Here is a 14,542-nt window from a genome sequence, read left to right as displayed (position 1 = left end):
AATGGAACTGATCCTTAGAAAAGCTTGGCGGCGTCCTACTCTCACAGGGGGAGACCCCCAACTACCATCGGCGCTGAAGAGCTTAACTTCCGTGTTCGGTATGGGAACGGGTGTGACCTCTTCGCTATCGCCACCAAACCTGATGGAGAGAATGTTCTCTCAAAACTAGATAACAATGTTCAAGCTTCACATTAGAATATAGGTTAAGTCCTCGATCTATTAGTATCTGTCAGCTCCACGTGTCACCACGCTTCCACCTCAGACCTATCAACCTGATCATCTTTCAGGGATCTTACTTCCTTGCGGAATGGGAAATCTCATCTTGAGGGGGGCTTCATGCTTAGATGCTTTCAGCACTTATCCCGTCCGCACATAGCTACCCAGCGATGCCCTTGGCAGAACAACTGGTACACCAGCGGTGCGTCCATCCCGGTCCTCTCGTACTAAGGACAGCTCCTCTCAAATTTCCTGCGCCCGCGACGGATAGGGACCGAACTGTCTCACGACGTTCTGAACCCAGCTCGCGTACCGCTTTAATGGGCGAACAGCCCAACCCTTGGGACCGACTACAGCCCCAGGATGCGATGAGCCGACATCGAGGTGCCAAACCTCCCCGTCGATGTGGACTCTTGGGGGAGATAAGCCTGTTATCCCCGGGGTAGCTTTTATCCGTTGAGCGATGGCCCTTCCATGCGGAACCACCGGATCACTAAGCCCGACTTTCGTCCCTGCTCGACTTGTAGGTCTCGCAGTCAAGCTCCCTTGTGCCTTTACACTCTGCGAATGATTTCCAACCATTCTGAGGGAACCTTTGGGCGCCTCCGTTACATTTTAGGAGGCGACCGCCCCAGTCAAACTGCCCACCTGACACTGTCTCCCTGCCCGATAAGGGCAGCGGGTTAGAAGGTCAATACAGCCAGGGTAGTATCCCACCGATGCCTCCACCGAAGCTAGCGCTCCGGTTTCCAAGGCTCCTACCTATCCTGTACAAGCTGTACCAACATTCAATATCAGGCTGCAGTAAAGCTCCACGGGGTCTTTCCGTCCTGTCGCGGGTAACCTGCATCTTCACAGGTACTATAATTTCACCGAGTCTCTCGTTGAGACAGTGCCCAGATCGTTGCGCCTTTCGTGCGGGTCGGAACTTACCCGACAAGGAATTTCGCTACCTTAGGACCGTTATAGTTACGGCCGCCGTTTACTGGGGCTTCAATTCGCACCTTCGCTTACGCTAAGCGCTCCTCTTAACCTTCCAGCACCGGGCAGGCGTCAGCCCCTATACTTCGCCTTACGGCTTCGCAGAGACCTGTGTTTTTGCTAAACAGTCGCCTGGGCCTATTCACTGCGGCTTCTCGGGGCTTTAACACCCTAAGAAGCACCCCTTCTCCCGAAGTTACGGGGTCATTTTGCCGAGTTCCTTAACGAGAGTTCTCTCGATCACCTTAGGATTCTCTCCTCGCCTACCTGTGTCGGTTTGCGGTACGGGCACCTCTCACCTCGCTAGAGGCTTTTCTTGGCAGTGTGGAATCAGGAACTTCGCTACTAAATTTCGCTCGCCATCACAGCTCAGCCTTCACGGGAAACGGATTTGCCTATTTCCCAGCCTAACTGCTTGGACGCGGATATCCAATACCGCGCTTACCCTATCCTCCTGCGTCCCCCCATTGCTCAAATGGTGAGGAGGTGGTACAGGAATATCAACCTGTTGTCCATCGCCTACGCCTTTCGGCCTCGGCTTAGGTCCCGACTAACCCTGAGCGGACGAGCCTTCCTCAGGAAACCTTAGGCATTCGGTGGACGGGATTCTCACCCGTCTTTCGCTACTCATACCGGCATTCTCACTTCTAAGCGCTCCACCAGTCCTTCCGGTCTGACTTCACAGCACTTAGAACGCTCTCCTACCACTGTTCGTAAGAACAGTCCGCAGCTTCGGTGATACGTTTAGCCCCGGTACATTTTCGGCGCAGAGTCACTCGACCAGTGAGCTATTACGCACTCTTTAAATGGTGGCTGCTTCTAAGCCAACATCCTGGTTGTCTAAGCAACTCCACATCCTTTTCCACTTAACGTATACTTTGGGACCTTAGCTGGCGGTCTGGGCTGTTTCCCTTTCGACTACGGATCTTATCACTCGCAGTCTGACTCCCAAGGATAAGTCATCGGCATTCGGAGTTTGACTGAATTCGGTAACCCGGTAGGGGCCCCTAGTCCAATCAGTGCTCTACCTCCGAGACTCTTACCTTGAGGCTAGCCCTAAAGCTATTTCGGAGAGAACCAGCTATCTCCAGGTTCGATTGGCATTTCACCCCTACCCACACCTCATCCCCGCACTTTTCAACGTGCGTGGGTTCGGGCCTCCATTCAGTGTTACCTGAACTTCACCCTGGACATGGGTAGATCACCTGGTTTCGGGTCTACGACCACGTACTCATGCGCCCTATTCAGACTCGCTTTCGCTGCGGCTCCGCATCTTCTGCTTAACCTTGCACGGGATCGTAACTCGCCGGTTCATTCTACAAAAGGCACGCCATCACCCTTTAACGGGCTCTGACTACTTGTAGGCACACGGTTTCAGGATCTATTTCACTCCCCTTCCGGGGTGCTTTTCACCTTTCCCTCACGGTACTGGTTCACTATCGGTCACTAGGGAGTATTTAGCCTTGGGAGATGGTCCTCCCGGATTCCGACGGAATTTCACGTGTTCCGCCGTACTCAGGATCCACTCTGGAGAGAACAACATTTCAGTTACAGGGCTGTTACCTTCTTTGGCGGGCCTTTCCAGACCTCTTCGCTTATATCGTTCCTTTGTAACTCCGTATAGAGTGTCCTACAACCCCAAGAGGCAAGCCTCTTGGTTTGGGCTGTTCCCGTTTCGCTCGCCGCTACTCAGGGAATCGCATTTGCTTTCTCTTCCTCCGGGTACTTAGATGTTTCAGTTCCCCGGGTATGCCTTCTCATACTCTATGTATTCAAGTATGGATACTACTCCATTACGAGCAGTGGGTTTCCCCATTCGGAAATCTCCGGATCAAAGCTTGCTTACAGCTCCCCGAAGCATATCGGTGTTCGTCCCGTCCTTCATCGGCTCCTAGTGCCAAGGCATCCACCGTGCGCCCTTTCTAACTTAACCATTTCTTACTTTAGAAAGAATCACTATGTGTGATGAACTTTGCATTGCATTCAATGTGAATGTATTACTTATTGTTATCTAGTTTTCAAAGAACACGTTGGTGGAGCCTAGCGGGATCGAACCGCTGACCTCCTGCGTGCAAGGCAGGCGCTCTCCCAGCTGAGCTAAGGCCCCGATTTAATAGAAGATGGTGGGCCTGAGTGGACTCGAACCACCGACCTCACGCTTATCAGGCGTGCGCTCTAACCAGCTGAGCTACAGGCCCATCTTTCATATCGAAGATATGATGTTGTAGGATCTTTTGCAAGTTCCTTCAAAACTAAACAAGACGAAAACGCACACTGCTCCATATATCCTTAGAAAGGAGGTGATCCAGCCGCACCTTCCGATACGGCTACCTTGTTACGACTTCACCCCAATCATCTGTCCCACCTTCGGCGGCTGGCTCCATAAAGGTTACCTCACCGACTTCGGGTGTTACAAACTCTCGTGGTGTGACGGGCGGTGTGTACAAGGCCCGGGAACGTATTCACCGCGGCATGCTGATCCGCGATTACTAGCGATTCCAGCTTCACGCAGTCGAGTTGCAGACTGCGATCCGAACTGAGAACAGATTTATGGGATTGGCTAAACCTTGCGGTCTCGCAGCCCTTTGTTCTGTCCATTGTAGCACGTGTGTAGCCCAGGTCATAAGGGGCATGATGATTTGACGTCATCCCCACCTTCCTCCGGTTTGTCACCGGCAGTCACCTTAGAGTGCCCAACTAAATGCTGGCAACTAAGATCAAGGGTTGCGCTCGTTGCGGGACTTAACCCAACATCTCACGACACGAGCTGACGACAACCATGCACCACCTGTCACTCTGTCCCCGAAGGGAAAGCCCTATCTCTAGGGTTGTCAGAGGATGTCAAGACCTGGTAAGGTTCTTCGCGTTGCTTCGAATTAAACCACATGCTCCACCGCTTGTGCGGGCCCCCGTCAATTCCTTTGAGTTTCAGTCTTGCGACCGTACTCCCCAGGCGGAGTGCTTAATGCGTTAGCTGCAGCACTAAGGGGCGGAAACCCCCTAACACTTAGCACTCATCGTTTACGGCGTGGACTACCAGGGTATCTAATCCTGTTCGCTCCCCACGCTTTCGCTCCTCAGCGTCAGTTACAGACCAGAGAGTCGCCTTCGCCACTGGTGTTCCTCCACATCTCTACGCATTTCACCGCTACACGTGGAATTCCACTCTCCTCTTCTGCACTCAAGTTTCCCAGTTTCCAATGACCCTCCCCGGTTGAGCCGGGGGCTTTCACATCAGACTTAAGAAACCGCCTGCGAGCCCTTTACGCCCAATAATTCCGGACAACGCTTGCCACCTACGTATTACCGCGGCTGCTGGCACGTAGTTAGCCGTGGCTTTCTGGTTAGGTACCGTCAAGGTGCGAGCAGTTACTCTCGCACTTGTTCTTCCCTAACAACAGAGCTTTACGATCCGAAAACCTTCATCACTCACGCGGCGTTGCTCCGTCAGACTTTCGTCCATTGCGGAAGATTCCCTACTGCTGCCTCCCGTAGGAGTCTGGGCCGTGTCTCAGTCCCAGTGTGGCCGATCACCCTCTCAGGTCGGCTACGCATCGTCGCCTTGGTGAGCCATTACCCCACCAACTAGCTAATGCGCCGCGGGTCCATCTGTAAGTGACAGCCGAAACCGTCTTTCATCCTTGAACCATGCGGTTCAAGGAACTATCCGGTATTAGCTCCGGTTTCCCGGAGTTATCCCAGTCTTACAGGCAGGTTACCCACGTGTTACTCACCCGTCCGCCGCTAACATCCGGGAGCAAGCTCCCTTCTGTTCGCTCGACTTGCATGTATTAGGCACGCCGCCAGCGTTCGTCCTGAGCCAGGATCAAACTCTCCGAAAAAGTACAAAACCGAAGTTTTGTTTTTCGTCAGCGTTTGACTGACTACCTATGATGTTTCATAGGATTTTTTTATAAAAACTCGAATTAACAGGTACGTTTTGTCTTGTTTAGTTTTCAAAGAACTTGTGTGTCACTCTCTTAAAGCGACCACTTAAATATATCATATATCTCTATCAACAGTCAACATTTTTCTTAAAAAACATTTTGTTTTTCTAAGAAGTTTTTACTGGGGAATGAGATAAAAAATAGAGCCTCTTTTTGCTCCTTTGAAAGATTAACACATATCTATGAAAAAAGCATTATAAATTTCAAAAAAAGTGATGTTTTTTCAAAAAAAATAAAGCCGGTGAAGAACCGGCTTTATTTTACTCAGATTGCTCTTGATCTGACTCTATATTTTCTACGTTCTCTTCATTATCTTCATCGTCTTCTTGTGATTGTTCAACTAATGCCACTGTTGCGACATGTTCCTCATCACCAAGACGGATTAGGCGGACACCTTGAGTGACACGGCCTGTTGTCGAAATGTCTGAAACGGCCATACGAATGATGACACCGCTCCCTGTAATAATCATCAAGTCTTCTTCAGCTTCAGCATTGGTCGCCTTCACTGTGATAAGCGGACCATTGTTGTCAGTGATCTTGCATGTTTTAAGACCTTTACCGCCTCGAGTTTGAACACGATATTCTTTTTCAGGCGTTAATTTACCATAACCTCTTTCAGTTACGATCAATACGTTTGCATCTGGCTCAAGGATTTCCATTCCAACGACGATGTCATCATCAGAAAGTGTGATCCCTTTGACCCCAGCTGCCGTACGTCCCATTTCACGAACATCTGTCTCGGCGAAACGAATCAGCATCCCCTTTTTCGTCCCAATGATGATTTGTTTTTCTCCATTGGTTAAACGAACGGCCATCAGTTCATCTTCGTCACGCAGGCTCAGAGCAATAAGACCATTGTTTCGAATGTTTGCAAACTGAGACAATGTTGTTCGTTTCGATACACCGTGTCTTGTTGTAAAGAAGAGGTACGAATCTTCATCAAATTCGCTTACTGGGATAATGGCGTTAATCCACTCTCCTTTTTCTACTTCAAGAAGGTTAATAATCGGAATCCCTTTCGCTGTCCGTCCGAATTCAGGAATCTCATACCCTTTCGCACGATAGACCTTCCCTTTATTGGAGAAGAAGAGGATTGTATCGTGGGTCGATGTTGAGATCAGTTGTTCAACGAAATCATCCTCGTTGGTCCCCATTCCTTGGACACCTTTACCGCCTCTTTTTTGACTGCGGTATGTTGATGCAGGGAGACGCTTGATATAACCATTATGCGTCAGCGTAATCACGATGTTCTCAACAGGAATCAAATCTTCGTCTTCAATTGTTTCAATACCCGCTGTCACAATTTCAGTACGGCGCGTATCATTGAAGCGCTCTTTGATTTCTATTAATTCTTCTCTAATGATTTCAAGTACTTTCTCATTGTCTGCTAGGATGGCTTTTAATTCAGCAATCAAATCAACAAGTCCTTTATATTCATCTTCTATCTTTTCTCGTTCTAGACCAGTCAAACGCTGAAGTCGCATATCAAGAATGGCCTGTGCCTGTTTTTCAGACAAGCTATAGTTTTCCATCAAACCATTTCTCGCAATTTCTGCAGTTTGAGAGCCTCTAATTAAAGCAATGACTTCATCTAAGTGATCAAGTGCAATTCTCAGACCTTCTAAAATGTGTGCTCTTGCTTCTGCTTTACGCAGCTCATACGCTGTTCTTCTGCGAATGATCACTTTTTGATGCTCTAGATAATACTCAAGACATTGTTTGAGGGACAAGACTTTCGGCTGTCCATCAACAAGTGCTAATAAGTTGATACCAAAAGACGTTTGAAGTGTCGTTTGTTTATAAAGATTGTTTAATAGAACATGAACGTTTGCATCTCTACGCAGTTCAATGACAATACGCATACCATTACGATCTGATTCATCGCGCAAATCTGTAATGCCATCAATCTTTTTATCACGCACAAGATCAGCAATTTTTTCAATTAAACGGGCTTTGTTGACTTGGTAAGGGATCTCATTGATAACAATGCGCTGTTTACCACTAGATGTTTCCTCAATATCCGATTTTGCTCTTAATGTGATAGAGCCGCGCCCTGTCTCATACGCCTTCCGAATACCACTTCGGCCAATGATTTGACCTGCTGTTGGGAAATCTGGGCCTGGGATGATATCCATAAGTTCCTGTGTGGTCATTTCAGGGTTTTGACTGATAGCCAATACCCCATCAATCACTTCACCTAATTGGTGTGGCGGAATATTGGTCGCCATTCCTACAGCAATTCCTGTCGCTCCGTTGACCAATAAGTTCGGGAATCTTGCAGGCATCACCATTGGCTCTCTTTCACTGCCGTCATAGTTATCTTGATAATCAATGGTATCCTTAGTGATATCACGGAGGATTTCCATAGAAATCTTCGATAGACGCGCCTCGGTATAACGCATCGCCGCTGCTCCGTCTCCATCGACTGAACCAAAGTTTCCATGACCATCTACTAACATATAACGATAGTTGAAGTCTTGCGCCATACGAACCATCGCTTCGTATACAGCGCTGTCACCGTGAGGGTGATACTTACCGATAACTTCCCCGACGATACGTGCAGATTTCTTAAATGGTTTATCACTTGTCATACCTAGGTCATTCATCGCATACAAAATTCTTCGATGCACGGGCTTTAATCCGTCACGCACATCTGGTAATGCACGCGACACAATCACACTCATTGCATAATCTAAAAAGGACGTACGCATTTCTTGGCTGATATTCACTTCGCGTACATTTGGTGTATGTTGTTCACTCACTATAAGAACCTCCCTTTACGTATCACATGAAATAAATTATGTGGGAGTAAAATATGTATTTATCTTCACAAGACTATTCTTCATTATATCAATAATCTCTGCTTTATACACATTAATTTACTAGAAAATCAACGAAACATAGAAAACCAGGACATTCGTTTCACAGGCCTAAATCTTGAAAAACAACCTTATTCCAAACAAGAAATAAGGTTGTTCTCAAGGGGACCTATCTAAATATCAAGATTTTTCACGTATTGTGCATTTTCTTCGATAAAGTTTCGTCTCGGTTCTACTTTATCTCCCATCAACATTTCAAATGTCTCATCAGCATCAATCGCATCCTCAAGCGTCACTTGAAGAAGTGTTCTCGCATCAGGATCCATTGTTGTTTCCCAAAGCTGAGTTGCGTTCATTTCTCCAAGACCTTTATAGCGCTGAAGTCCAGGTTTTGGTGTTTGAGGCAATGTCTTTAGCAGCTCATCTAGCTGTTTATCGTTATACACATACTCAACACGTTTACCTTGCTGCACTTTAAATAAAGGTGGCTGCGCAATATACACATAACCGTTTTCAATGATTTCACGCATGTAGCGATAGAAGAACGTTAAGAGCAGCGTGCGAATATGGGCACCATCGACATCCGCATCCGTCATGATCACAACTTTGTGATAGCGAGCTTTCTCTAAAGTGAAGTCTTCACCGATTCCAGTTCCTAACGCTGTAATCATAGAACGAACTTCGTTGTTCGATAGAATTTTATCTAGTCGCGCTTTTTCAACGTTTAAGATCTTCCCTCTTAACGGTAAGATCGCTTGGAAGTGACGATCACGGCCTTGCTTAGCAGATCCGCCCGCAGAATCTCCCTCTACGATATAAAGTTCAGAGATGGAAGGGTCTTTAGAAGAACAGTCCGCCAGTTTCCCTGGTAAGCTGGAGACTTCCAGTGCACTTTTACGTCTTGTCAGCTCACGTGCCTTTTTGGCAGCCATTCTTGCACGAGCTGCCATCACGCCTTTCTCCACAATTTTCTTTGCTGCATCAGGGTTCTCTAAGAGGAATTTCTCAAGTGCTTCAGAGAAAAGGGAGTCGGTAATGGTTCTTGCTTCTGAGTTCCCAAGCTTTGTCTTCGTTTGTCCTTCGAATTGAGGATTTGGATGTTTGATGGAGATAATGGCTGTTAAGCCTTCTCGCACATCTTCACCGCTCAAATTCGAGTCTCCATCTTTGAATACGCCATTTTTACGAGCATAATCATTGATGACACGCGTCAGCCCTGTTTTAAAGCCTGCTTCGTGTGTTCCGCCTTCATACGTGTTGATATTGTTGGCGAAGGAATAGATGTTGCTTGTATAGGAATCGTTATATTGTAATGCCACTTCAACCGTGATTCCATCTTTTTCACCTTCAATGTAAACGGGTTCTTCATGAACGACTTCTTTTGAGCGATTTAAATGTTCTACATAGCTCTTAATACCGCCTTCATAGCAGTATTCATTTCGTCGTTCTTTCCCCTCACGTAAATCTTCAATAACGATGTTGACACCTTTTGTTAAGAAAGCTAACTCACGTACACGGTTGGCAAGTGTGTCGTAATCAAATTCAATGGTTTCAGTAAAAATTTCTGTATCTGGCACAAAATGAGTGGTTGTCCCTGTAACATCTGTTTCACCAATGATCTCTAAATCTCCAACTGGAACACCGCGTTTGAATTGTTGATAATGAATTTTCCCATCACGATATACGGTCACGTCTAAGGTCGTAGATAACGCATTAACAACAGATGCCCCTACGCCATGCAGACCGCCAGATACTTTATAACCGCTGCCGTCAAATTTACCGCCAGCGTGAAGAACAGTCATAATAACCTCTACAGCAGGACGTCCCATTTTCTCATGAATCCCAACAGGAATTCCGCGGCCATTATCTTTCACTGTAATGCTATTATCCTTTTCAATTTGCACCGTAATATCTGTGCAATATCCAGCTAAAGCCTCATCAATACTGTTGTCGACAATTTCCCATACAAGATGGTGAAGTCCTTTTGCACTGGTTGACCCAATGTACATTCCTGGACGTTTTCTAACAGCTTCTAGTCCTTCAAGCACCTGTATCTGATTTTCATCATAACTATTATGTTGCTGTTCCATTGCCACGTACATTCACCTACACTTTTCTTAAACGATATATTTATATGAATTGAGCTTTTAGACTTCAATTTCAATCACAAATGAAGCACGTTTTTTGAGCGTGCTTGAGGAAAGAGGAGAGTAATAAACAGATTTAGTTGTGACGACGATGGATTTGGGTGTCCCTTGTGATAACGAAATGATTTGTCCTTCTTGTTTTTGGAGAAACTCTTCTACAACAGAAGACGACCTCATTTTGTAATCAACAATTGCGACAATCTCTCGTGTAGAAACAACACAATCATCACCTAAATGAATATACAAGACCCACACCTCATTTATCAGTCAATTACTTTTCCACTGGCTACTCTGAAAATTTCCGCTTCTTTCAAGGTGGCGTGATCGATGCCTTCAACACTTGTTGTGGTGACGAAGGTCTGTACACGTCCCTGAATGGTATGGAGCAAATGAGACTGTCTGTAATCATCAAGTTCAGATAAAACATCATCGAGTAGAAGAATGGGATATTCTCCAATCTCTTCGTGTATCAAGTCGATTTCTGCCAGCTTTAGTGAAAGAGCTGTTGTTCTTTGCTGCCCTTGAGAGCCATATGTCTGAACATCCCGACCATTCACAAAGAAAAGAAGGTCATCTCTGTGAGGTCCCCACAGCGTCACTCCTCGGTCTATTTCTCTGTCTCTTAGTTTCTGAAACGATTCTTCATAGCTATTCTTTATTTTCGACAAGTCTGACGCTTCTGATACCTCTATCGCCGTGTGGTATTGGAGCGTGAGTGTTTCTAGCTCTCTAGAAATGCCAAAATGCAACGGCTGCGCCCATTTCTCGAGCTGTTTCGTAAAAGTCAGTCGTCTTTTGACAACTTTCGCTGCCGCATCAATCAACTGCTCTGTTAAAACCTCCAGCATCGCTTGATCCTTTTGCTTTCTTGTCTGCAATTGTTTCAAGTAATGATTCCGCTGAGAGAGAATTTTTTGATAGAGCGATAAATCATGCAAGTAGACAGCAGAAACTTGTCCAATCTCCATATCGAGAAATCTTCTGCGGATTTGCGGGCTGCCCTTTACAAGACTTAAGTCCTCTGGTGCAAACATGATGGTGTTTAACGCACCAACATAATGACTGAGCTTCTGTTGTTCAATGTGATTGACCTTGCCCCTTTTCCCTTTTTTTGAAATCACGAGCTGCATAGGGAGTGGACCATTTTTTTTGATGACTCTACCTTCTATTTTAGCATAGTCTTGGTCCCATCGGATAAGTTCTTTATCATTTGACGTACGATGCGACTTTGCCATCGACAATACATAGATCGCTTCCATCAAGTTCGTTTTACCTTGGGCATTCTCACCGATCATGACATTCACCTTGTTGTCGAATTGAAGCTCGGTGTGTTCATAGTTTCGGTATGAAGTTAACGCCAGACTTTGAATGTACATGTATTGTCACCCGTTTCTAATTCACAACTTGAAATGTGCCATAACCTTCTATCTCGACAACATCTCCTGGGTATAGTTTGCGTCCCCGTCTATTATCTGGCTCTTGATTAATGAACACCTCATGTTCACTTAAAAACCATTTCGCCATTCCGCCAGATTGGATGACTTCGGCTAATTTCAAAAATTGCCCTAATGTAATCATTTCTTTCTCAATGGTTATAAGATTAGGCATTGTATCGACCTCTTTCAATATCACTAATATCTAATTGTACTAAAAAACAAGACAAGAAGGAAAGGGGGAAAGCGAACTGGGATGAAAGAAAGCATGGTAAACGAGAAGAAAAGCTGCTGTGCACTCTCACAGCAGCTATTTTAGATTGAATTAATATGTTCTGACTGGAAGAATCAACTGCAAGATTGAATCATCATTTGGCGTGCGCAATAGGAACGGTCTCATGGCTCCAGTGAAGCTTACATGAATTTCAGTTCCCTCTAATACTTTTAACGCATCTAGCATATATTTTGGACTGAAGGAGATTTTGAGGTCCTCCCCTTTAATGTCATCTGCTTGAACCGTTTCGACTACTTTACCAATTTCAGGTGAATTAGAAGAAATCTCAAGGCTTTGTTCAGGATCAGCTGACAGCTTTACGACGTTATTGCGCCCTTCTCTTGCCAAAAGTGATGCACGATCAATGGCTTGAAGGAATTCCTTCGTGTTGACCACGACATCCGTTTTACTTTCCTGCGGGATCAGGCGAGCTGTATCTGGATAATTACCATCCAGCAATCTTGAGAAGAACAACACGTTTTGTGCTTTAAAGAGAACTTGCGTTTCTGTAATTACGATGCTCACAAGATCTTGTCCGTCATCAAGGATTCTACTTAACTCTGTTAAACTTTTCCCTGGAATCACGACATTGTATGAGCTTTCCTCGTCAATATCCAACTTTGCTTTTCTTAAAGCAAGACGGTGGCTATCCGTCGCTGTGCATATTAATTCACCTTTTTCTACCCTCCAGTTTACACCTGTCAAGATAGGTCGTGTTTCTGAGGTGGACACTGCAAAAACGGTTTGACGAATTAAGTTTTTAAGCAGGTCTGTCGGAATTTGAAATGCATGATGCTCTTCAATTTGCGGAAGATGCGGATATTCCTCAGCATCTAAGCCGTTTAAGTTAAATTCCGCTGAACCAGAACGGATGATGGTGAGGTGATTTTGTTCTACTTCAATTTCGACAGTAGCCATTGGCAGTTTCTTCACAATTTCACTAAAGAAGCGGGCCTGAAGCACAATACTCCCTGGACGATCAATCGTGATCACTTCTAAATCTCCATCTCTTAGAGAAATAAAGGATTCAATTGAGATATCGGAGTCACTTCCTGTGAGAGAAACCCCCTCATCAGATGCAACAATTTTTATCCCTGTCAAAATAGGTATCGTTGTTCTAGAGGATACGGCCTTTAATACATCTTGGACACTTTCGACAAGACGATCTTTTTGAATCGTGAATTTCATAGTGGTCCTCCTAAATTTTCTTAATGACATGTATATATATTTTATTAATAAAAATCGTAGAAGTAATAGTAGGGCTTGTGAATATGTGGATAAGTCGGTAAAAAGAAAGGAAAGACAGCCTATCCACATGTGGACAGACTGTGTATGACTATGCTCTAGTTATTCACATTTTCCCGTACTTATTATATCAGCTAGGTTATTTCAATTGTTCTTTTATTTCTTTCACATGCTGCTGAAGCTGTTCATCTTCAACGATTAATTTCGAAATCTTCTCATGAGCATGAATGACAGTCGTATGATCACGACCTCCAAATTCTTCTCCTATTTTAGGCAGAGAGGAATCGGTCATTTCTCTAGAGAGATACATGGCAATTTGTCTTGGATAAGCAACTGACTTCGTACGTTTCTTCGCTTTGAAATCCTCTAAACGAATATTAAATTGCTGCCCTACAATTCTTTGAATATCTTTAATTGTAATGATCCTTGGCTTCGACGAAGGAATGATGTCCTTTAGCGCCTCAGCTGCTAGATCCGCATTGATGTCTTTATTAATTAAAGAAGAGTAAGCAACGACACGAATCAAAGCACCCTCCAGTTCACGAATATTGCTGTCGATTTGATTGGCAATATAAAGCATGACTTCATTTGGAATGTCTAAGCCTTCTGCTTTTGCTTTTTTTCGTAAAATTGCAATACGTGTTTCTAAATCTGGCGGGGTAATGTCTGTGATTAAGCCCCATTCGAATCGAGAGCGTAATCTGTCTTCAAGTGTCGGAATTTCTTTCGGCGGCCGATCACTAGAAATGACGATTTGCTTACTTTCTTCGTGAAGTGTGTTGAATGTATGGAAAAACTCTTCTTGTGTTTGTTCTTTTCCTGCTAAAAATTGAATATCATCTATCAAAAGCACATCGACATTCCGATAGCGATTACGGAAATCGACAGCTTTGTTGTCTCGGATTGAGTTGATAAATTCATTTGTAAATTTTTCAGATGATAGATAGACCACTTTGGCTGATGGATTATGGTCGATGACATAATGACCAATCGCATGCATCAAGTGAGTCTTTCCTAAACCAACGCCCCCATAAATAAAGAGCGGATTATATGCTTTTGCTGGTGCTTCCGCAACTGCAAGTGAAGCGGCATGCGCAAATCGGTTGCCTGAACCAATAACAAAAGTATCAAATGTATATTTTGGATTCAGCATATTTTGTGGAATATCGACGGGATCTTCTTTAGACATTTTTTTAATTGGAGACTTTGGCATAGCTTCCACTTCATCTTGATTTTGAGGAATGATAAATTTAATGCTGAGCTCTTCACCTGTCAGTTCGTAGATGGTATCAGCAATTAAGTGAAGATATCTTGATTCCAGCCAGTCTCTAGCAAATTCATTAGGTGCCGTAATTGTGAGCGTATCACCTTGAAGAGAATGGGCTTTTGTCGATTTCATCCATGTCTCAAAACTGGGTTTGCTCAACTTTGTCTCTATTTTTTGAAGTGCTTTATTCCAGAGATCCAAAATATTTTCCAT

General features: G+C 44.8%; 7 protein-coding genes, 2 tRNA genes and 3 rRNA genes. All 12 read right to left on the bottom strand.

The window, feature by feature from the left end; translation table 11 throughout:
• Positions 1 to 22 precede the first annotated feature (22 nt).
• Positions 23 to 138: ribosomal RNA gene (rrf, locus tag MKY83_RS00060) — 5S ribosomal RNA — on the bottom strand.
• A gap of 61 nt (positions 139 to 199) precedes the next feature.
• Positions 200 to 3,130: ribosomal RNA gene (locus tag MKY83_RS00055) — 23S ribosomal RNA — on the bottom strand.
• A gap of 98 nt (positions 3,131 to 3,228) precedes the next feature.
• Positions 3,229 to 3,304: transfer RNA gene (locus MKY83_RS00050), tRNA-Ala, on the bottom strand.
• A gap of 14 nt (positions 3,305 to 3,318) precedes the next feature.
• Positions 3,319 to 3,395: transfer RNA gene (locus tag MKY83_RS00045), tRNA-Ile, on the bottom strand.
• A gap of 95 nt (positions 3,396 to 3,490) precedes the next feature.
• Positions 3,491 to 5,039 (bottom strand): 16S ribosomal RNA (locus tag MKY83_RS00040).
• Together the 16S, 23S and 5S rRNA genes with 2 tRNA genes alongside form the textbook arrangement of a ribosomal RNA operon.
• Positions 5,040 to 5,404: 365 nt before the next feature.
• A complete protein-coding gene (gyrA, locus tag MKY83_RS00035; RefSeq protein ID WP_342487634.1) occupies positions 5,405 to 7,906 on the bottom strand; it encodes a DNA gyrase subunit A in 2,502 nt (833 codons plus the stop codon).
• A 230-nt stretch (positions 7,907 to 8,136) separates the two neighbouring features.
• Positions 8,137 to 10,053 carry a DNA topoisomerase (ATP-hydrolyzing) subunit B gene (gene gyrB, locus MKY83_RS00030; RefSeq protein ID WP_044139139.1) on the bottom strand — a complete coding sequence of 639 codons (1,917 nt, stop codon included), beginning with the start codon at positions 10,051 to 10,053 and terminating at the stop codon, positions 8,137 to 8,139.
• A gap of 57 nt (positions 10,054 to 10,110) precedes the next feature.
• Positions 10,111 to 10,356 (bottom strand): extracellular matrix/biofilm biosynthesis regulator RemA family protein, encoded by a 246-nt coding sequence (locus MKY83_RS00025; protein WP_041815080.1) that lies wholly within the window; start codon positions 10,354 to 10,356, stop codon positions 10,111 to 10,113.
• 17 nt (positions 10,357 to 10,373) lie between these two features.
• A complete protein-coding gene (gene recF, locus MKY83_RS00020) occupies positions 10,374 to 11,486 on the bottom strand; it encodes a DNA replication/repair protein RecF (protein WP_044139026.1) in 1,113 nt (370 codons plus the stop codon).
• Positions 11,487 to 11,502: 16 nt separating this feature from the next.
• Positions 11,503 to 11,718: a S4 domain-containing protein YaaA gene (gene yaaA, locus MKY83_RS00015; RefSeq protein WP_003215257.1), complete on the bottom strand. Its 216-nt coding sequence runs from the start codon at positions 11,716 to 11,718 to the stop codon at positions 11,503 to 11,505.
• Between the two features lie 150 nt (positions 11,719 to 11,868).
• Positions 11,869 to 13,005, bottom strand: coding sequence for a DNA polymerase III subunit beta (gene dnaN, locus MKY83_RS00010; protein ID WP_044139028.1), 1,137 nt, complete (start codon positions 13,003 to 13,005; stop codon positions 11,869 to 11,871).
• Between the two features lie 196 nt (positions 13,006 to 13,201).
• A complete protein-coding gene (gene dnaA / locus MKY83_RS00005; RefSeq protein WP_003214781.1) occupies positions 13,202 to 14,542 on the bottom strand; it encodes a chromosomal replication initiator protein DnaA in 1,341 nt (446 codons plus the stop codon).

The organism is Bacillus sp. FSL M8-0266 (assembly GCF_038613425.1).
GTDB classification, from domain to species: Bacteria; Bacillota; Bacilli; order Bacillales; family Bacillaceae; genus Bacillus; species Bacillus pumilus.
This window is presented reverse-complemented; position numbering and strand designations above follow the sequence as displayed.

What these genes read in the sequence shown, in the direction of transcription:
- dnaA (WP_003214781.1), bottom strand. Translation starts at nt 14,542, where the DNA reads ATGGAAAATATTTTGGATCTCTGGAATAAAGCACTTCAAAAAATAGAG.
- gyrB (WP_044139139.1), bottom strand. Translation starts at nt 10,053, where the DNA reads ATGGAACAGCAACATAATAGTTATGATGAAAATCAGATACAGGTGCTT.
- yaaA (WP_003215257.1), bottom strand. Translation starts at nt 11,718, where the DNA reads ATGCCTAATCTTATAACCATTGAGAAAGAAATGATTACATTAGGGCAA.
- recF (WP_044139026.1), bottom strand. Translation starts at nt 11,486, where the DNA reads ATGTACATTCAAAGTCTGGCGTTAACTTCATACCGAAACTATGAACAC.
- dnaN (WP_044139028.1), bottom strand. Translation starts at nt 13,005, where the DNA reads ATGAAATTCACGATTCAAAAAGATCGTCTTGTCGAAAGTGTCCAAGAT.